15 protein-coding genes and 1 tRNA gene are annotated in these 19,153 nt (G+C 59.1%); 8 read left to right on the forward strand and 8 right to left on the reverse strand.

Going from position 1 to position 19,153, the window contains the following annotated elements; all coding sequences use genetic code 11:
- Positions 1-93 precede the first annotated feature (93 nt).
- Positions 94-1,575: a glutamate--tRNA ligase gene (gene gltX / locus AACY02_RS19930; protein ID WP_339433436.1), complete on the reverse strand. Its 1,482-nt coding sequence runs from the start codon at positions 1,573-1,575 to the stop codon at positions 94-96.
- Positions 1,576-1,805: 230 nt separating this feature from the next.
- On the opposite strand from gltX, the gene AACY02_RS19935 reads away from it, so the two are divergent.
- A complete protein-coding gene (locus AACY02_RS19935) occupies positions 1,806-2,855 on the forward strand; it encodes an HlyD family secretion protein (protein WP_339433437.1) in 1,050 nt (349 codons plus the stop codon).
- Between the two features lie 49 nt (positions 2,856-2,904).
- Positions 2,905-4,395 (forward strand): MDR family MFS transporter, encoded by a 1,491-nt coding sequence (locus AACY02_RS19940; protein WP_339433469.1) that lies wholly within the window; start codon positions 2,905-2,907, stop codon positions 4,393-4,395.
- Positions 4,396-4,514: 119 nt separating this feature from the next.
- Here AACY02_RS19940 and uvrB read toward each other — a convergent pair whose 3' ends face one another.
- Positions 4,515-6,530, reverse strand: coding sequence for an excinuclease ABC subunit UvrB (uvrB, locus tag AACY02_RS19945; RefSeq protein WP_339433438.1), 2,016 nt, complete (start codon positions 6,528-6,530; stop codon positions 4,515-4,517).
- 337 nt (positions 6,531-6,867) lie between these two features.
- On the opposite strand from uvrB, the gene AACY02_RS19950 reads away from it, so the two are divergent.
- Together AACY02_RS19950 and AACY02_RS19955 are read left to right on the forward strand one after the other, a co-directional pair.
- Complete coding sequence (locus AACY02_RS19950; RefSeq protein WP_339433439.1) at positions 6,868-8,064, forward strand: amino acid aminotransferase; 1,197 nt, start codon at positions 6,868-6,870, stop codon at positions 8,062-8,064.
- Positions 8,065-8,195: 131 nt separating this feature from the next.
- A complete protein-coding gene (locus AACY02_RS19955; protein ID WP_339433440.1) occupies positions 8,196-8,396 on the forward strand; it encodes a hypothetical protein in 201 nt (66 codons plus the stop codon).
- On the opposite strand, the gene AACY02_RS19960 is transcribed toward AACY02_RS19955, so the two are convergent.
- Entirely contained in the window at positions 8,393-8,623 is a 231-nt protein-coding gene (locus AACY02_RS19960) for a hypothetical protein (RefSeq protein ID WP_339433441.1), read from the reverse strand. The two genes, AACY02_RS19955 and AACY02_RS19960, sit on opposite strands and share 4 nt — an antisense overlap.
- A 228-nt stretch (positions 8,624-8,851) precedes the next feature.
- Between AACY02_RS19960 and AACY02_RS19965 the strand changes: the two genes are divergently transcribed.
- A tRNA-Asn gene (locus AACY02_RS19965) sits at positions 8,852-8,927 on the forward strand.
- 123 nt (positions 8,928-9,050) lie between these two features.
- Here the strand turns inward: AACY02_RS19965 and AACY02_RS19970 are convergent.
- The gene (locus tag AACY02_RS19970; protein ID WP_339433442.1) at positions 9,051-10,577 is read right to left on the reverse strand and encodes a nucleobase:cation symporter-2 family protein; all 1,527 of its coding nucleotides are present in this window, start codon (positions 10,575-10,577) and stop codon (positions 9,051-9,053) included.
- A gap of 255 nt (positions 10,578-10,832) precedes the next feature.
- Here AACY02_RS19970 and AACY02_RS19975 point away from each other — a divergent pair, with 255 nt between their 5' ends.
- Together AACY02_RS19975 and AACY02_RS19980 are read left to right on the forward strand one after the other, a co-directional pair.
- Positions 10,833-11,117, forward strand: a complete 285-nt coding sequence (locus AACY02_RS19975) for a BrnT family toxin (protein ID WP_221732919.1) — start codon at positions 10,833-10,835, stop codon at positions 11,115-11,117.
- 3 nt (positions 11,118-11,120) lie between these two features.
- A complete protein-coding gene (locus tag AACY02_RS19980) occupies positions 11,121-11,453 on the forward strand; it encodes a BrnA antitoxin family protein (RefSeq protein ID WP_221732920.1) in 333 nt (110 codons plus the stop codon).
- 3 nt (positions 11,454-11,456) lie between these two features.
- On the opposite strand, the gene AACY02_RS19985 is transcribed toward AACY02_RS19980, so the two are convergent.
- From AACY02_RS19985 to AACY02_RS19995, 3 genes are all read right to left on the reverse strand, one after another.
- Complete coding sequence (locus AACY02_RS19985; protein ID WP_339433443.1) at positions 11,457-12,284, reverse strand: arylamine N-acetyltransferase family protein; 828 nt, start codon at positions 12,282-12,284, stop codon at positions 11,457-11,459.
- Between the two features lie 124 nt (positions 12,285-12,408).
- A complete protein-coding gene (locus AACY02_RS19990) occupies positions 12,409-13,851 on the reverse strand; it encodes a mechanosensitive ion channel family protein (protein WP_339433444.1) in 1,443 nt (480 codons plus the stop codon).
- 155 nt (positions 13,852-14,006) lie between these two features.
- Positions 14,007-14,873: a pirin family protein gene (locus AACY02_RS19995; protein WP_339433445.1), complete on the reverse strand. Its 867-nt coding sequence runs from the start codon at positions 14,871-14,873 to the stop codon at positions 14,007-14,009.
- Between the two features lie 250 nt (positions 14,874-15,123).
- Between AACY02_RS19995 and dkgB the strand changes: the two genes are divergently transcribed.
- Positions 15,124-15,927: a 2,5-didehydrogluconate reductase DkgB gene (gene dkgB / locus AACY02_RS20000; RefSeq protein ID WP_339433446.1), complete on the forward strand. Its 804-nt coding sequence runs from the start codon at positions 15,124-15,126 to the stop codon at positions 15,925-15,927.
- 5 nt (positions 15,928-15,932) lie between these two features.
- Here the strand turns inward: dkgB and AACY02_RS20005 are convergent, their stop codons facing one another.
- Positions 15,933-19,151, reverse strand: coding sequence for a transporter substrate-binding domain-containing protein (locus AACY02_RS20005; RefSeq protein ID WP_339433447.1), 3,219 nt, complete (start codon positions 19,149-19,151; stop codon positions 15,933-15,935).
- Positions 19,152-19,153 lie beyond the last annotated feature (2 nt).

Below are 19,153 nucleotides of genomic sequence, written 5' to 3' on the forward strand. Positions count from 1 at the left end.
CTTACCGCCCTCACCCCGTATATCTGGGGAAAACGCCGAAGGCCGGCATCAAACGATCCCGGCCTTCGGCGACTCCAGCAGCGTCAAACGCAATCAGGCGATAGCGCCCAACAGCTTTTCCCACTCTTTGTTTTCTTTCTTAGACACGCCGCCCAGCAGGTCAATCGCCTGACGCAGACGGAAACGGGTCAGGTCCGGCCCGAGGATTTCCATCGCGTCGAGCACCGACACCGAACTCGCTTGCCCGGTGATGGCCGCGAACATCAGCGGCATCGCGTCACGCAGTTTCAGCTCAAGGGATTCGACCACCGCCTGAATCGTCGCGGTGATGTTGTCCTTCTCCCACTGTCGCAGGCTTTCGAGCTTCCACAGGATCAACTGCATCAATTGGCGAACCTGATCGCCCGAGAGCTTTTTCGATTCGAACAGCTTGGCATCCGGATTGACGCCGCCGGCGAAGAAGAACCCGCCCAGCGGTGCAACCTGACTGAAGGTTTCAACACGGCCCTGGACGTGCGGCGCGATCTTCATCATGTATTCGGCGTTGAACGCCCACTTCTGCACGCGCGCGGCGAACTCTTCCACCGGCAGGTCACGCAACCACTGGCCGTTGAGCCACGACAGTTTCTCGATGTCGAAGATCGGTCCGCCGAGGGACACGCGCTTGAGGTCGAAGTTGTCGACCATTTCCTGCAGCGAGAACTTCTCGCGCTCGTCCGGCATCGACCAGCCCATGCGGCCCAGGTAGTTGAGCATCGCTTCCGGCATGAAGCCCATGCGCTCGTAGAACGTCACCGAGGTCGGATTCTTGCGCTTGGACAGTTTGCTCTTGTCCGGGTTACGCAGCAGCGGCATGTAGCACAACTCCGGTTGCTCCCAGCCGAAGTACTCGTACAGCAGAATCAGTTTCGGCGCCGATGGCAGCCACTCTTCGCCGCGCAATACGTGAGTGATGCCCATCAGGTGATCGTCGACTACGTTGGCAAGGAAGTACGTCGGCAGGCCGTCGGTCTTCATCAGCACTTGCATGTCCATGCGATCCCACGGGATCTCGACGTCGCCACGCAGCATGTCCGGCACCACGCAAACACCTTCGCTCGGCACTTTCATGCGGATGACGTGGGGTTCGCCAGCGGCCAGGCGGGCCGCGACTTCTTCCTTGGACAGCAGCAGTGCGCGGCCGTCGTAGCGTGGGGTTTCGCCGCGAGCCATTTGCTCGGCGCGCATCTGATCCAGCTCTTCAGCGGTACAGAAGCACGGGAACGCATGCCCCATGTCGACCAGTTGCTGGCAGTACTTTTGGTAGATGTCGCCGCGTTCGCTCTGGCGATACGGACCGTGCGGACCGCCGACGTCCGGGCCTTCGCTCCAGTCGATACCCAGCCAGCGCAGGGCGTCGAAGATCTGCTGTTCGGACTCGCGGGTCGAACGCAACTGGTCGGTGTCTTCGATGCGCAGGATGAACTCACCGCCATGCTGCTTGGCAAAGCAGTAGTTGAACAATGCGATGTAAGCGGTACCTACGTGGGGGTCCCCGGTAGGCGATGGCGCGATGCGAGTGCGGACGGTGGTCATGGCATGTCTCGAAAAGAATGAAAAGCAAAGAACAATCAAGCCGCGAATGGTAACAGGCGACACCCGCCCCGCTCCAGCGGGCAGGGCATTTAAGCCAAGTTTGCGTCTGGAATGCTCGTAAGCCGCGGTGAATGGCCGAATATCAGCCGATGGCATTTACCGTTTATCGGCTTCGTGCCAGATTCGCCTCCTGATAACTTTCCTTACAATTCCTCGACTACAGTTTGCCCATGCCTGCCCAACTCAAGCGTCGCCTGCTGATTTTACTGCTGTTGGTCCTATTGATCGCCGGGGGCTTCTTCGCCCACTGGTTTTTCAAGGGGCGCTTTTATGAAAGCACCGATAACGCCTATGTCCAGGGCGAGATAACCCGCGTGTCGAGTCAGTTGAGCGCGCGCATCGATCAAGTGCTGGTGCAGGACAACCAGCATGTGGAAAAAGGCCAATTGCTGGTGCGCCTCGAAAGAGAAGACTTCCGCCTGGCCGTGGATCGGGCCAACGCCGCCCTCGCCACCCGCGAAGCCGAGCGACTGCAAGCCCAGAGCAAGCTGACTCAGCAGGCCAGCCTGATCGCCTCGAGCGATGCACAGGTGGCAGCCTCCCAGGCAACCCTGGGCCGCTCGCAGATCGACCTGTCCCGGGCGCAAACCCTGCGCAAACCCGGCTATGTCTCCGAAGAGCGTGTGACCACCCTTTCCGCCGACACCCACATCGCCCGCTCGCAAGTGGCCAAGGCACAGGCCGATGCACAAAGCCAGCGCCAGCAAGTCAACGCACTGACCGCCGAAATCAAACGCCTCGACGCTCAGATCGCCAACGCCCGCGCCGATCTCGCTCAGGCCGAACTCAATCTGACCCGCAGCGACATTCATGCCCCGATCAGTGGCCTGGTCGGCCAGCGCGCGGCGCGTAACGGCCAGATTGTGCAGGCCGGCGCTTATCTGCTGTCGATCGTCCCGGACGAAGACATCTGGGTGCAGGCCAACTTCAAGGAGACTCAGATCGGCCACATGCAGCCCGGACAAAAAGCCGAGCTGACCTTCGACGCCTACAGCGACACGCCGATCGAGGCGCGGGTCGACAGCCTGTTCGCCGCTTCCGGTGCGCAGTTCAGCCTGCTGCCGCCGGACAATGCCACCGGCAACTTCACCAAAGTCGTGCAACGGATCCCGGTGAAACTGACCTTCAAGGCCGATAATCCGCTGCACGGCAAGATCCGTCCGGGCATGTCCGTCACCGCTACCGTGAACATCAAAGACGCCCCGGACAATGGCCGGTGATTCACTGATCCGTCCGGTCGGCGAACCGACCCGGCGGGACTGGATCGCGGTGATGAGCGTGATGCTCGGCGCCTTTATGGCGGTGCTCGACATCCAGATCACCAACTCCTCGCTCAAGGATATTCAGGGCGCACTGTCGGCGACACTGGAAGAAGGTTCGTGGATTTCCACCTCGTATCTGGTCGCGGAAATCATCATGATCCCGCTGACCGCGTGGCTGGTGCAGTTGCTCTCGGCGCGGCGCCTGGCGGTGTGGGTGTCGCTGGGTTTTCTGGCGTCTTCGTTGTTGTGCTCGATGGCCTGGAGCCTGGAGAGCATGATCGTTTTTCGCGCCATGCAAGGCTTCACCGGTGGCGCGCTGATCCCGCTGGCCTTCACCCTGACGCTGATAAAGCTTCCCGAACACCATCGCGCCAAAGGCATGGCCATGTTCGCCATGACCGCCACTTTTGCACCGTCCATAGGCCCCACGCTCGGCGGCTGGCTCACGGAAAATTGGGGTTGGGAATACATCTTCTACATCAACATTCCGCCGGGGCTGATCATGATCGCCGGGCTGATGTACGGGCTGGAGAAGAAAGAAGCGCACTGGGAACTGCTGAAAAGCACCGACTACACCGGCATTCTCACCCTGGGCGTCGGCCTCGGTTGCTTGCAGGTATTTCTTGAAGAAGGCCATCGCAAGGACTGGCTCGAATCAAACCTGATCGTGACCCTGGGCAGCATCGCGCTGCTGAGTCTGATCACCTTCGTCATCGTGCAGATTTCCAAACCCAATCCGCTGATCAACCTGGGTATCCTGCGCAACCGCAACTTTGGCCTGTCGAGCATTTCCAGCCTTGGCATGGGTGTCGGACTGTATGGCTCGATCTATCTGCTGCCCTTGTATCTGGCGCAGATCCAGAATTACAACGCCCTGCAGATCGGCGAAGTGATCATGTGGATGGGCGTGCCACAGTTGTTTCTGATTCCGCTGGTGCCGAAGCTGATGAAGTTTGTCTCGCCGAAGTGGCTGTGCACGTTGGGGTTCGGACTGTTCGGCCTAGCGAGTTTTTCTTCGGGAGTGCTCAACCCGGACTTTGCCGGGCCGCAGTTCAATCAAATCCAGATCATTCGGGCGCTGGGCCAGCCGCTGATCATGGTGACCATTTCGCTGATCGCCACGGCTTATATCCTGCCGCAGGATGCCGGTTCTGCGTCGAGCCTGTTCAACATTCTGCGCAACCTGGGTGGCGCCATTGGCATTGCCCTGCTCGCGACGCTATTGGATGCGCGAACCAAGACCTACTTCGATTACTTGCGCGAAGCGGTGGTGCCGACCAATCCACAGGTAGCGCAGCGGCTGGCATCGATGGCGGATCGGTTTGGCAGTGATACAGCGGCGCTGGGCAAGTTGAGTGAGATTGTCCATCAACAGGCAGCGATCATGGCCTATAACGATGCGTTTCATTTTGTCGGGATTGCGCTGGGGATCAGTATGCTGGCGATTTTACTGACCAAAAAATTGCCGCAAGGCCTGAAGGCTGGGGAGGCTCACTGATTGTCAGGGTGTCTGAAGCGCCCCCCCCCCCTTCGCGAGCAAGCCCACAGGACTTATGTGAACAACACAGATCCAGTGTGGGAGCGGGCTTGCTCGCGAAGGGGCCCTAAAACCACCCATCAAACAGCCAAAAGCCGCTCGCGCAGTTTGGCAATCTCATCACGCATCTGCGCCGCCGCTTCAAACTCCAGATCCCGCGCCAACTGATACATCTTCTCTTCCAGCGCACGAATACGTTTGGTGATCTCGCTTGGTGAACGCAATTGGGCTTCGTACTTGGCGTTCTCCTCGGCGGCCTTGGCCATGCCCTTGCGCTTCTTGCTGCGTGAGCCTGGCACGGTGGCGCCTTCCATGATGTCAGCAACATCCTTGAACACACCTTTCGGGGTGATACCGTTTTCCAGGTTGAACGCGATTTGCTTGTCGCGACGTCGCTCGGTTTCGCCAATCGCCCGCTCCATCGAACCGGTCATGCGATCGGCATAGAGAATCGCCCGGCCATTGAGGTTACGCGCGGCGCGGCCGATGGTCTGGATCAGCGACCGCTCGGAACGCAGGAAGCCTTCCTTGTCGGCATCAAGAATCGCCACCAGCGACACTTCCGGCATGTCCAGGCCTTCACGCAGCAGGTTGATCCCGACCAGTACATCAAAAGTGCCGAGACGCAGATCGCGGATGATCTCGACCCGTTCGACCGTGTCGATATCCGAGTGCAGATAGCGCACGCGCACGCCGTGGTCGGCGAGGTAATCAGTAAGGTCTTCGGCCATGCGCTTGGTCAGCGTGGTCACCAGCACCCGCTCCTCCACCGCCACGCGCTTGGTGATTTCCGAGAGTAGATCATCGACCTGAGTAAGTGCCGGGCGCACCTCCACTTGCGGGTCGACCAACCCGGTCGGACGCACCACTTGCTCCACTACCCGCCCCGCATGTTCGGCTTCGTAGTTACCCGGCGTGGCCGAGACGAAAATCGTCTGCGGACTGACCCCTTCCCACTCGTCGAAACGCATTGGTCGGTTGTCCAGCGCTGATGGCAAACGGAAACCGTATTCCACCAGGGTCTCTTTACGCGAACGGTCGCCCTTATACATCGCGCCGACCTGCGGCACGCTGACGTGTGATTCATCGATCACCAGCAAGGCATCGGCCGGCAAGTAATCGTAGAGGGTCGGCGGCGCCGCACCCGCCGGACGCCCGGACAAATAGCGCGAATAGTTTTCGATGCCATTGCAGTAGCCCAACTCGAGGATCATCTCCAAATCGAAACGGGTACGCTGCTCCAGACGCTGAGCCTCCACCAATTTGTTGTTACTGCGCAGGTATTCCAGACGCTCCTGCAACTCAACTTTGATGTGCTCGATGGCGTCGAGCAAAGTCTCGCGCGGCGTTACATAGTGGCTCTTCGGGTAGAAGGTGAAGCGCGGCATCTTGCGGATGACTTCGCCGGTCAGCGGGTCGAACGCGCAAATGCTCTCGACCTCGTCGTCGAACAGTTCGATGCGGATCGCTTCCAGATCCGATTCCGCCGGGTAGATGTCGATCACGTCGCCGCGCACGCGGAAGGTCGCGCGGGCAAAATCCATGTCATTGCGAGTGTATTGCAGGTCAGCCAGACGCCGTAGCAGCGCGCGCTGATCGAGTTTGTCGCCGCGATCGACGTGCAGCACCATCTTCAAATAAGTTTCCGGGCTGCCCAGACCGTAGATGCACGACACCGTGGTGACGATGATCGCGTCCTTGCGCTCCAGCAGCGCTTTGGTCGCGGACAGCCGCATCTGCTCGATGTGGTCGTTGATCGACGCATCCTTCTCGATGAAGGTATCGGACGACGGCACATAGGCTTCGGGCTGGTAGTAGTCGTAGTACGAAACGAAGTATTCGACGGCGTTGTTCGGGAAGAACGCCTTGAACTCACCGTACAACTGCGCTGCGAGGGTTTTGTTCGGCGCCAGCACCAGCGTCGGGCGCTGTATCTGCGAGATGACATTGGCGATGCTGAAGGTCTTGCCCGAGCCGGTCACACCGAGCAGCGTCTGGTGCGCCAGCCCGGCTTCGATGCCCTCCACCAATTGGCGGATGGCTTCTGGCTGATCGCCGGCGGGCTCGAAGCGGGTGACTAGCTGGAATTCGGACATAAACACCTCTGGGATCGCGGCATTCCGAACAAAGCGGAGCACCACGGGGACGAGCGCAAACGACCGATGTCGCGCAAGAAAAAACCTGGATTTTGCTCAATGTGGTGGCGATTGCCTCACCTTTCAAGGCAAACGTCCTACATCGGGTAGAGACTCTGACACGACCATTAGACTAACGGTCGAGAAATAATCGGAAAAACTTACCTCAAAAGCCAATTCGCCTGTCGCCATTGCTCGGTGATGGCCTCTATACTAGCTCCCCGTTTGTGCACCGCTCTAGTGCATTCGGCTGGAGCGCGACACGTCCCTCCACTCTCCATTCAGAGCCGCCGTAATAATGAGCCTGTTCTCTGCTGTCGAAATGGCACCCCGCGATCCAATCCTGGGCCTCAACGAAGCATTCAACGCCGATACCCGAACCACCAAGGTCAACCTGGGCGTTGGTGTTTACTGCAACGAAGAGGGGCGAATTCCACTTCTGCGCGCCGTGATCGAAGCTGAAACCGTTCGCGCAGCTCAACACGCTTCGCGCGGTTACCTGCCGATCGATGGCATCGCTGCCTACGACCAGGCCGTGCAAAAGCTGCTGTTTGGCAACGACTCGCCGCTGATCGGCGCCGGTCGCGTCATCACCACTCAAGCCGTCGGCGGGACTGGCGCACTGAAAATCGGTGCTGACTTCCTCAAGCAACTGCTGCCGAACGCAGTCGTGGCGATCAGTGACCCAAGCTGGGAAAACCACCGCGCGCTGTTCGAAACCGCCGGTTTTGCGGTGCAAAACTACCGTTACTACGACGCTGCCACCCACGATGTGAACCGTGCCGGCATGCTCGAAGACCTCAACGCCCTGCCGAACGGCTCTATCGTTGTGCTGCACGCTTGCTGCCACAACCCGACCGGTGTCGACCTGACTCCGGCGGACTGGAACAACGTGCTGGACGTGGTCAAAGCCAAAGGTCACGTGCCGTTCCTCGACATGGCTTACCAGGGTTTCGGTGACGGTATCGACGAAGACGCCGCTGCCGTGCGTCTGTTCGCTGAATCCGGTCTGACGTTCTTTGTGTCGAGCTCGTTCTCCAAGTCGTTCTCCCTGTACGGCGAGCGCGTTGGCGCCCTGTCGATCATCAGCGAGTCGAAAGAAGAAAGCGCGCGCGTGCTGTCGCAGGTCAAGCGCGTCATCCGCACCAACTACTCCAACCCGCCAACTCACGGTGCAAGCATCGTGGCTGCCGTGCTGAACAGCCCGCAGCTGCGCGCTCAGTGGGAAACCGAACTGGCTGAAATGCGTCTGCGCATTCGCGGCATGCGTGAGCAAATGGTCGACCTGCTGGCGCAAAAAGCGCCACAGCGTGACTTCAGCTTCGTCGGTCGCCAACGCGGCATGTTCTCCTACTCCGGCCTGACCACCGAACAGGTTCACCGCCTGCGCAACGAGTTTGGCATCTACGCCCTGGACACTGGCCGCATCTGCGTGGCGGCATTGAACCAGAGCAACATCAAGGCTGTAACGGATGCGATTGTTCAGGTCATCTGATTTCGCAGCGTGATGAAAAACGGGAAGCCTTAGGGCTTCCCGTTTTTTATTGCCCCGGAATAATCCCGATACCCTCTAGACTGCACACAATTAAGTTTTGTGTACATCCGAGTTTTCTGAAGAGAACCCACATGAAAAACGACAACCTGCGCGCTGACCGTGACGATCTGGATGACTTCATTCCACGCCAGCCGGCCAAACGCGGCAATAACCTGGTCCTGCAAGTCGCAGCCGGCGTATTCCTCGGTGGCCTGGCGCTATGGCTGGTGCAACTGGCGGCCACTGCGGCTTACACCACACTGATGCTCGGTACCCTGACTTTCGGCAGTTAAGCCAGTTCAGTCGCTCGCTGACTGGCAGCATCGTCATAGGCGACATACAGCGATTCGGCGATTTGGCTTTTGATCGCCTTGGTGCTTTCCAGGCCGAGGACAAAACCCTCAGCCTTACCACCGGCACGGTTCAACGCTTCAGCGTTGCTGGCTTGAGTGATCGCGTCGAAGAGTTTTTCGGCGTGTGGACCGACGCCTTTGGGCAGGCTGATTTGCGCAATGCTCATGCGAACACCTCACTTGTGCGGAATTTGAAACTCGAGTGATTCATGGCGCGTACCTTTTCGGCGAATGGCCGGCAGCGCGTGATATCACTTCCGGGCGGCCATGGTAGACCTCCGGCGCTGTTCTGGTAACCGCCAATCGCGGATAAACCACCGTCCGTCCCGGTGAATCACTTATTTTGCTAATCGATGCTTGACTTCTCTTTTTGAATCAGTAACATACGCACCAATTCCGCAATAGCTCAGTTGGTAGAGCAAATGACTGTTAATCATTGGGTCCCTGGTTCGAGTCCAGGTTGTGGAGCCAAATAGCAAAGCCCCTGAATCGAAAGATTCAGGGGCTTTTTTGTGGCCGCTCGAAAATATCTTTTTCCCTTGAAACGAAAAGGCCGATCGGTCTCCAGATCGGCCTTATGCATTCAGTCAGCGGTCAGACATGCTCACTGCTTTTCGCCTGTACCTTCGGCGCACCTTGGCCATGGTCATGCTCCGCATCAGGCTCGATCACTGGCACTTCCTTGCCATCGCAGTCATGCAGTTTGCCGTCGCTGAAGTAATCGCCTTCACGCAGCGCCGCCAGATCACGATAGCGCAGGGTGCGCTCTTCCGCCGCCGCAAACACCGATTGCTGGTCCGAGTTGCCGGTGGTGAAGTGGTTGAACGCCAGGTTGAGCACGATCGCCATGATCGCCGACGAGCTGATGCCCGAGTGGAAAATGGTCGCGAACCAGCTCGGGAAGTGATCGTAGAAGTTCGGCGCGGCAATCGGAATCATGCCGAAACCGATTGAGGTGGCCACAATGATCAGATTGACGTTGTTGCGGTAATCCACCTTCGACAGGGTGCGAATACCGCTCGCCGCGACGGTGCCGAACAGCACGATACCTGCGCCGCCGAGCACCGATGTCGGCACTGCCGCAATCACCCGCCCCATGAACGGCAACAGGCCGAGGATCACCAGGAAGACGCCGCCGGTGGCCACCACATAACGGCTTTTGATGCCTGTCACCGCCACCAGCCCGACGTTCTGGGCGAAGGCGCTTTGCGTGAAGGAGCCGAAGATCGGCGCAAACATGCTCGACAACATGTCCGCACGCAGACCGTTGCCCAGACGCTTGGAGTCGACCTTGGTGCCGATGATCTCACCGACCGCGAGGATGTCTGCCGACGTCTCTACCAGCGTCACCATGACCACGATGCACATCGACAGGATCGCGGCGAAGTGGAACGTCGGCATGCCGAAGTGGAATGGCGTCGGGAAGCCGAACATCGGGCCTTGAGTGACGCTGGAGAAGTCCGCCATGCCAAGCAATACCGCCAGTACCGTGCCAATCACCATGGCCAACAGGATCGACAGACGCGAGATCGTGGAGCTGCCCACCTTGCTCAACAGCAACACCAGCACCAGCGTAACCGCCGCCAGCCCGATGTTTTGCATGCTGCCGAAGTCCGGCGCGTGGCTGTTGCCGCCCATGGCCCAGCGTGCGGCCACCGGCATCAGCGTCAGGCCGATAGTGGTGATCACAATGCCGGTCACCAAGGGAGGAAAGAACTTGGTAATTCGCGAGAACACCGGAGTGATCAGCAGGCCGATCAAGGATGCGGCAATCACAGCGCCAAGTACCGACTGGAAGCCACCCTCCCCGCCACTGCTGACGATCGCGACCATGGTCGCAACGCCGGAGAACGACACACCTTGTACCAGCGGCAACTGACAGCCAAAGAACGGCAGACCCAGGGTTTGCAGCAGTGTTGCCAGCCCCCCCGCAAACAACGAAGCAGCGATCAGCAAACCAATGTCTGCCGGCGAAAGCCCGGCTGCCTGACCGATGATCAGTGGCACCGCAACGATACCGCCGTACATGGTCAGAACATGTTGCAGGCCGTAAGCCATATTCGCGCCGACCCCGAGATTTTCATCCTCGGGCCGTTGGTGTGAAACATGGGGCGTTTTCATGGTGGGGGGGTCCCTGGTTTTTGTTATGCGCACACTGTATTCAATAGTCGTGACAAATGTCCATAGAGTTGTATACAACTTACCAGTCACATAATGGATAGGTAGCCACCCAACCTTCTATCCCGCTGCTCGCATCCCCCCACAAATCCGGCAACACATCCCCGTCTGACCTTGCGTCATCACCCACTAGGCTGAAGTGCTCATGGCGACCGACGGTGTGGTCGCGCCCTTTTTTATACATATAAAGTATGCATAATGAAGTCATTCGACATTCAGTACGACAAAAGCAAGAACGCGGCCAACAAACTCAAGCACAAAGGTGTCAGCCTCGCCGAGACCGAACCGGTCTTTCACGACGAATGCGCACTGACGATTGAGGACAACGACCATGCAGAGCCACGCTGGATCACCCTGGGCCTCGACGGTAAGGGACGTTTGCTGGTCGTTGCGTACAGTTACCGCGAAGCCAATGTCATTCGAATTATTTCTGCGCGTGTCGCCACCCCAAGCGAGCGTCGCCAATATTCTTTAGAGGCTTGATCGATGAAAGACGAATTTGACTTCTCTCAAGGCAAACGCGGCGCCGTGGCGTCCACCAAGGGTAAAACCCGCATCACCATCATGCTCGACGACGCGGTCATCGAGGCCGCTCGCACCGTGGCGGAAAACGAGGGGTTTGGGTATCAGACGGTGATCAATAACACCCTGCGCCACGCCTTGCTCAATGGCACAGAGAGTCAGGGCCCGGCCGAGTCAGGCCACTGCGGGCAGTTCAAGAAAGGTATTACTGCCGCCGACCTCAAGAGTCTTGAGAAAAAGCTGTCGGCGGCCGTCGGGGAGATACGCCGGGTACTGGAGCCAGAGGCGAAGCCCTAGGCTTCAGGCGGGGACAATCATCCGCCCCAGCGCGTGGCTCAGGCGCGGTTGTTGAGGCAGGCGAAGATCGAATTCCTGCTGCAACAACTCGATCAACTCATCAACATCCGTCACCTCCCGCCGTTCACTGGCGGAGCCCATGCGATGGATCGCGAAACTACCGTTGTTCAGCGTCTTGCGCCAGCCGTTACCCGTGCGCGCGACCATAAGGCGTTGGCAGAACGGCGATTCCGGGTGGGTCGAGACGTACCAGTTGCCTATGGTGTAATCGATGTCTTCCTGGCGTTGCAGGTCAAACAGGTACATGGGGCGCCATTCACCTGCAACGTTGGCGCGCAGCATGTAGCCATCGGCACGGTTTTCGATGCGATACGGTTCGTGTGGCGTGGTTTGTTCGGCCTCTGTGTCGAGCATCAACGGTGCAGTTGGCACCATGCCACCGAAGCCGACATCGGTGATGTAGCGCACGCCATCCAACGTCACCAGACTCAGACGGTGCGTACGTGCGGTCCAAGTACCTTCAGGCTGATTCATCACCACTCGCCCACTGATGGCCCGGGCATCGAAGCCCAATTCAAGCAACAGGGCAAAAAACAGGTGATTGAGTTCGTAGCAGTAACCGCCACGGCCATCGTGCAGGACTTTCTGCTCTACAGAGGCAAGGTCGATCAACACCGGTTCACCGCCGATCGTCGACAGGTTCTCGAAGACAAACGCGCCCGTGTGGAGCAACTGCAATTGACGCAGGGTCTCAAGCGTCGGTGCGGGTGGAGCATCGAAGCCGAGACGTCTCAGGTAACCTTTCAGATTTGTCAGGCGTGGTTCGCTCATTGCCCAGTCCTTTTGCATATGGCTGCGGATCGCTCCGCCGATGGCTGACTAAAATAACCCAAAAGATGCCGAGGCGATCCTTGAGACACAAATACCGCAGGCAATCGCACCAGTGCCAAGCCACTCAGGCGCGATGACGCAACCATTGCAAAAAGCCTTTTTTCGGCACGATGACCGGCGCGTCCTCGGTCAGGGATTGCGCTTTGTACAGACGGTAATCGAGCAGGGTTTGCATCGCGTCGCTGATGTCGTGGCGGGCATCCAGGCACGGTTTCAGGTAAGTCTTCTCGATGCGGTACAACGCGCAAAAGGTCTTGGCGGTAAATGTGGCGGGCACCGACGAATCGGAAAGAATGCCGGCCTCGCCGATCACTTCGCCCGGCCCCATGCGTGCGGACTCGAACGGTGCGCCATGGCGGGTCAGCGCCACAGTGACCACGCCGGATTCAATGATGTACAGGTGATCGCTGACCTCCCCGGCGCCCAGAATCTGCTCGCCGGCGCGGAAGGATTGCAGGGTCATGTTCTGGCTGAAGGTGTCTTTCTCTTCCTGACGCAACGTCGAGAAAATCGGTGAGCTGTCGAGCAACGCCCGCGGCCGCGAGAGATTGCCCGGCACGACAGGCTCGGCCCTCGACAGCAGATTGACCCCGGATGCCTGCAAGTGCCGATACGCCAGGTCGAACAGTTGATTGCGCACCACACGTTTCTCGCCCATCGACGCGACGAAACCATTGATTTCGTACTCTGCCCCATCGCTGCCAGCGTTTTTGAGCGCCACACTCGGCGCTGGGGTGTCCAGAAGCTGACGACAGCCCTGCATCGCGCGCTCCAGCGCATCGATCACCGTGCTCGGTCGCGCGTGCGGGCTGACTTGCACACTGACGGCCACGCCGAACATGTTGCTCGGCCGGCTGAAGTTGATGATCTTGGCCTTGGCCGCCAGCGAGTTGGGAATCACCGCCATGTTGCCCTGGCTGGTTTGCAGGCGGGTGGCACGCCAGTCGATGTCGGTGACCCGACCTTCGGTGCCGTCGATGGAGATCCAGTCATCGAGTTGATACGGCTTGGTGGTGTTGAGGACGATCCCGGAAAACACATCGCTCAACGTGCTCTGCAAGGCCAGACCGACGATGATTGCCAAAGCGCCAGACGTCGCCAGCACACCTTTGACCGGCAGATCCAGCACGTAGGCCAACGCCGCAATGATCGCGATCAGAAAGATCACGGCACCCAACAAGTCCTGTAGCAAACGCCCAGTGTGCCCGACCCTCTGCATCATCACCGCGCCGATCAACACCGTCAGGGTGCGTGCGCCGAACAGCCACCAGGCAATCTGCAACCCGGTCGCCGACAAGTGCAGCGGCACATTGTCCGCCCAGGGTGCAGGCTCCAGCGGGTTGAGACCTTCGTTGAAGAGCAGCGCACTGAACACACTGAAAATCAGCACCCGCACCAGCAATTTCCACTCACTGCCACGGGCGCTGATCAGACGCCACAGCCCGAGGTCGAGCAGGATCAGGATCAACGCGCAAAACAAAGGGTGTTCGGTCAGCAGAGACAGCATCAAACAACTCCGACGGGGGGCCAATCGCGAGAAGATCGCACAGATTGGGGACAGTGTAGGAGTCATTGACTTCAGAAAATGAGCACGACTTCACTGACAACAAGAAAACCTGTGGGAACAAGCTTGCTCCCACAAAGTTTTTGGCGATTAAGGCGTCAAGCGTGCATTCGACCAAACCGTCCGGACTGGAAATCGGCAAAGGCCTGATGAATTTCCTGCTCGGTGTTCATCACGAACGGGCCATGGCCGACGATCGGTTCGTCGATCGGCTCGCCGCTGAGCAGCAACACCACCGCGTCCTGGCTGGCTTCGAGGGTCAGTTGATGGCCGTGGCGCTCGAACAGCACCAACTGCCCTTCGCACGCAGTTTGCAGACCGTTGACCTGCACCGAACCTTTCAACACCACCAATGCGGTGTTACGGCCCTCGTGCAGATCGAGCGTCAGCAACTTGCCGGCGTTCAGACGCAAGTCCCACACATCGATTGGCGTGAAGGTGCGCGACGGGCCTTGATGGCCTTCGAACTCACCGGCGATCAGGCGCAGGCTGCCGGCGTTGTCCTTGAGCGCGATGTTCGGGATCTCGCTATCGAGAATCGTCTGGTAACCCGGCGCGGCCATTTTGTCTTTGGCCGGCAGGTTGACCCACAACTGGACCATCTCCAGATTGCCGCCGGTTTTGGCGAAATTCTCGGAGTGGAATTCCTCATGCAAAATCCCGGAAGCAGCCGTCATCCATTGCACATCGCCGGGGCCGATGGTGCCGCCGCTGCCGGTTGAGTCGCGGTGCTGCACTTCGCCGTCGTAAACAATGGTCACGGTTTCAAAACCGCGATGAGGATGCTGGCCGACGCCGCGTCGCTCGGTGGTCGGGGTGAATTCGGCGGGACCGGCATGATCGAGCAGCAGGAACGGGCTGATGTGTTTGCCCATGCTGTCGTAGGAAAACAATGTGCGAACCGGAAAACCATCGCCGACCCAATGGCCCCGAGGGCTGGTGTAGATACCGATGATGTTTTTCATGGAGGGCTCCAATAGGGTGAGTGAGGCGATGGATTAAGCTTAAATCCATGACTATTAATGCACTAGACGGCAAAAATCGGCCTCTGCGTTCTATCTCCTGAACGATGCGCTGGCGAAAGGCCCAGACAACACAAACATCCGAAAAGATTCATGCCCTGAGGTCAAAGGTGCTTTGTCCCATCCACGGTTTTTCCTGTGGATGCAGGCGCGGATACTCCTGTCCATTCCCACTGCAACCCTGGAGTCCTTCATGTCTGTTCCCGCTTTCGGTCTTGGTACGTTTCGCCTGCAAGGCCAGGTGGTCATTGATTCGGTGAGTACCGCCCTTGAACTCGGCTACCGGGTGATCGACACCGCGCAGATCTACGAAAACGAAGCCGACGTCGGCCAAGCCATCGCTGCCAGCGGCATCGCCCGCGAAGACCTGTTCATCACCAGCAAGATCTGGGTCGCCAACTTTGCCAAGGATCGCTTGATCGACAGCCTCAAGGAAAGCCTGCAAAAACTGCAGACCGATTACCTCGACCTGACGCTGATCCACTGGCCTTCGCCGGACGATCAAGTACCGGTCGAGGTGTTCATGGGCGAACTGCTTGAAGCCAAGCGTTTGGGCCTGACCCGGCAGATCGGCATTTCCAACTTCACCATCGACCTGATGAAACAAGCGATTGCTACCGTCGGCGCCGAGAACATCGCAACCAACCAGATCGAGCTGCATCCCTACCTGCAAAACCGCAAAGTGGCCGCGTTCGCCAACAGCCAGGGCATTCACATCACGTCGTACATGACCCTCGCTTACGGCGAAGTGCTCAAGGATCCCGTGATTCAACAGATTGCCGAACGCCTGCACGCCACCCCGGCGCAAGTCACGCTAGCCTGGGCCATGCAATCGGGGTATGCGGTGATCCCGTCATCGACCAAACGCGCCAACCTGCAAAGCAACCTCGGCGCAGCCACACTGACCTTGAGCGACGCCGACATGGCGCAAATCGCCACGCTGGATCGCGGCCATCGCCTGACCAGCCCCAAAGGCCTTGCGCCCGACTGGGATTAATCGGCTCAGGCCTGAAGACGTTGCGCGAGGCCGTGCATGGCCGCGCGCAACGCATTGATCGCCACGATAATGACGACGGCTTCGGCCTCTCGACAAGCCTGCTCAAGATCAGCGCACGCCGACACTACCCGCTCCGCGCCCACCATCTGTGCTCCGCCCTTGATGTGATGGGCCAGTTCGCGCAGCCCAGCGTGGTCGTCCCTGGCGTTCAAATCGTCCAGTCGTTGCAGGTCGTGATGCAGACTGTTCAACACTTCGTCACGCAGGCGCGCGATCAACGCGAGATCATCGCCGGCCATTTGCTCCAGTGTGCTCAAGTCGATTTCTGTCAGGGCAATATGCTCGGTCGAATCGACATCGCTCGCGCATTGGCTCGCGCCATTCAGGGCCTGCTGCAGATCGTGCAAACGGATCGGTTTGAACAGACATTCGTCCATGCCGGCTTCAAGACAGCGAACCTTCTCCTCGACCTGCGCGTTGGCGGTGAAACCCAGAATCAGGCAAGGGGCACGGCCGCTCGCGGCTTCTTCGTCACGGATTGATCGTGCCAGTTCATAGCCGTTGCGCCGGGGCATGTTGCAGTCGGTGATCACCACATCGAACGGCTGTGCCCGCCAACACTCCAGCGCTTGATGGCCGTCCTTGGTGTCGACCGTGACATGCCCCAGCTCACTCAACTGCCAGCCGAGTAACAATCGGTTCACCGGATGATCGTCCACCACTAGAACGCTCAGGGCGTGTACCGGCGCGCCCAGGATTTGAGCGGTCGCCGGGTTCTGCGCGAGCGCGACCAGCAGCGGCAACTCAAGGCTGACTTCAACTTGCGTTCCGTGGCCGGGTTCGCTGTCCAGCCGTAACGCGCCGCCCATCATTTCGCAGAGGCTGCGACTGATCACCAGGCCCAGCCCGGAACCGCTGCGCACCGATTGCGCGTTATTGCTGGCCTGAACGAACGGACTGAACAGCCGTTGCCGATCCTGTGCGCGGATACCGATTCCGCTGTCTTCGATGACCACTCTCACTGCCAGTCGCTCAGCCGATGTTGCGGTCACCGCAAGCCACAGACGCACCTCGCCCTCCTCGGTGAACTTGATCGCGTTGCTCAGCAGATTCGACAGCACTTGCTTGAAGCGCGTCGGGTCAATCAACACATCGACGTCACTGCCGGCATCTAGCTCGATCTGCCACAGCAAGCGCTTCTGGCGCGCCAGCCCTTCAAAAACCCGGCATACCGACACCACCAGTTCACGCAGATTGGCCCGTTCGGGGGCCAGGGACAAATGCCCGTTTTCAATACGTGCAATGTCGAGAATGTCGCCGATCAGGGCCAGCAATTGTTGCCCGGCGTTGGAGGCCACCTGAATCGCCAAGCGATCAGTCACGCCTTCATCGGCCCTTTTCAGCGCCAGTTCGAGCATGCCGATCAACGCATTCATCGGTGTGCGGATCTCGTGGCTCATGGTCGCCAGAAAAGTGGTCTTGGCCCGATTGGCGTCGTCCGCAACGTCCTTGGCTTCCTGCAATTGCTGCAACCATTGCTGACGCTGGCGGATTTGCCTGCGCTGAAAACCGATCCAGACCAATGCCAGTAACAGCAGGCTCGCCGCCGCGACAAATCCCAGGACAATCATGCGGCGATGACGCAGCCAATAGCTATCCTCCACCACCACATCGTGCCCCCAGCGCTCGACCAGTTCGTCCATCTGCTGCGGGGCGATGCTCAGCAGTGCCTTGTTCAGGATCGAATGCAGTATTGGCGCCTGCGGCGAAGTGGCCAGCGCGATACGGGCGGGTTGATCACCCACGGTACCGGTAATGCGCAGACGCGAGCGGTACTGGCGGGCAATCAGATAACGCGCCACCAGCAACGAGCTGACCGTCGCGTCCACTTGGCCTTTGGCGATCAGCGCCATACCTTCGGCGGGACTTTTGACTTCGACCAGGTGAATCGCGGGTACGCGCCCCAGCAGATAAGCGCGCAATGGGTGACCACGATAAATCGCCATGCGCTTGCCCGCCAAGTCGTCGAGATTGCGAGGGCTCTGCGCAGTGGCCGCACTGACCAGCACAAAGGGATTGTTCAGATAGGCCCGGGTGAACTGCAGTTCGGTTTCACGCTCACTGCTGGGTGTCACCACGGGCAACACGTCAAGCGCCTCGGTCTTCAGTTGCTCGATCTGCCGGTCCAGCGAGCCCCCGCGCACGATCTCGAAATGCAGCCCGCTACGCTGGCTGATCAAGTTCAGCAATTGCGCCGAAAGCCCACTGAAACGGCCATCTGCATCAAAGAACGTCAGCGGGGCGAAATCTTCGATGCCGCCGACTCGCACCACAGGGTGTTGGCCCAGCCATTGCTGCTCTGCGGTACTGAGTTGCACCTGCGTCTGTTCGGCCATCTCGGCGAGACCCGCGCTCCAACGCTGTTCTATGCGCAGACGATGCTCCATGGGAATGCTCGCCAACGCCTTGTCGACGAGGCGTCTGAGGCGCACATCGGTTCGCAACAGCGCAAAGCCGAACGGATTGGCATCGAGCCCCGACGGCCCAGCCAATTGCAAGTCGTTGCGATAATTGGTGTTGATCAAGTAGTTGGCACTGATGAAGTCGCCCAGATAAACGTCATCTGCGCCAAACGCCACTGCACCGAGGGCATCCATCGCCGAAGGGTAGCGCTGCACGAGCGCTTCGGGATAAAACGCCTGCACGTTCGCCAGCGGCAGATAGTCTTCGACCATGGCGACACGCTTGCCGGCCAGGTTCACCGGCAAGGTTTCACCGAGCCGGGTCACCAGCATCGGCTGGTCGTCAGCATAGGCCCGAGACAGAATGATTTTCGGGTCAGCGACCTCAAAACTGTTGGAGGTGCCCAACAGATCGACATCACCGCGTTTGAGCGCATCCATCACAGCATTGCGGTTGGCATAGCGCCGGACCTCGATGCCGATGCCGAGCAGTTGCGCCAGCAGATCGGCGTAATCGGCCGTGAGTCCTTCCAGCTCATGTTGATTGCGGGTTATCTCGAACGGCGGATAATCAGGCCCGGAAACGCCCATGCGCAACACCGCGTGCTGACGCAGCCATTGCCGATCCTGCTCGTCCAGAGGAAGCTGGACCCTTTCCAGAGCGGTGCGGGTCAGCACCTCCAGCAACTGTGGCGGTTCACTCGCCCAACTGGTGGCCACAAGGCTCAGCCACAACCAGAAAATCCGTAATACCGGCCTCATGA

Source organism: Pseudomonas sp. EA_65y_Pfl2_P78 (genome assembly GCF_963970495.1).
Classification (GTDB): domain Bacteria; phylum Pseudomonadota; class Gammaproteobacteria; order Pseudomonadales; family Pseudomonadaceae; genus Aquipseudomonas; species Aquipseudomonas baetica_A.

Bases quoted from the DNA above. Each gene is read 5' to 3' on its own strand.
- AACY02_RS19980 (WP_221732920.1), top strand. From the start codon at position 11,121: ATGAAAGACGAATTTGACTTCTCTCAAGGCAAACGCGGCGCCGTGGCG.
- AACY02_RS19970 (WP_339433442.1), bottom strand. From the start codon at position 10,577: ATGAAAACGCCCCATGTTTCACACCAACGGCCCGAGGATGAAAATCTC.
- AACY02_RS19990 (WP_339433444.1), bottom strand. From the start codon at position 13,851: ATGCTGTCTCTGCTGACCGAACACCCTTTGTTTTGCGCGTTGATCCTG.
- gltX (WP_339433436.1), bottom strand. From the start codon at position 1,575: ATGACCACCGTCCGCACTCGCATCGCGCCATCGCCTACCGGGGACCCC.
- AACY02_RS19935 (WP_339433437.1), top strand. From the start codon at position 1,806: ATGCCTGCCCAACTCAAGCGTCGCCTGCTGATTTTACTGCTGTTGGTC.
- AACY02_RS20005 (WP_339433447.1), bottom strand. From the start codon at position 19,151: ATGAGGCCGGTATTACGGATTTTCTGGTTGTGGCTGAGCCTTGTGGCC.
- AACY02_RS19955 (WP_339433440.1), top strand. From the start codon at position 8,196: ATGAAAAACGACAACCTGCGCGCTGACCGTGACGATCTGGATGACTTC.
- dkgB (WP_339433446.1), top strand. From the start codon at position 15,124: ATGTCTGTTCCCGCTTTCGGTCTTGGTACGTTTCGCCTGCAAGGCCAG.
- AACY02_RS19960 (WP_339433441.1), bottom strand. From the start codon at position 8,623: ATGAGCATTGCGCAAATCAGCCTGCCCAAAGGCGTCGGTCCACACGCC.
- AACY02_RS19975 (WP_221732919.1), top strand. From the start codon at position 10,833: ATGAAGTCATTCGACATTCAGTACGACAAAAGCAAGAACGCGGCCAAC.
- uvrB (WP_339433438.1), bottom strand. From the start codon at position 6,530: ATGTCCGAATTCCAGCTAGTCACCCGCTTCGAGCCCGCCGGCGATCAG.
- AACY02_RS19995 (WP_339433445.1), bottom strand. From the start codon at position 14,873: ATGAAAAACATCATCGGTATCTACACCAGCCCTCGGGGCCATTGGGTC.
- AACY02_RS19985 (WP_339433443.1), bottom strand. From the start codon at position 12,284: ATGAGCGAACCACGCCTGACAAATCTGAAAGGTTACCTGAGACGTCTC.
- AACY02_RS19950 (WP_339433439.1), top strand. From the start codon at position 6,868: ATGAGCCTGTTCTCTGCTGTCGAAATGGCACCCCGCGATCCAATCCTG.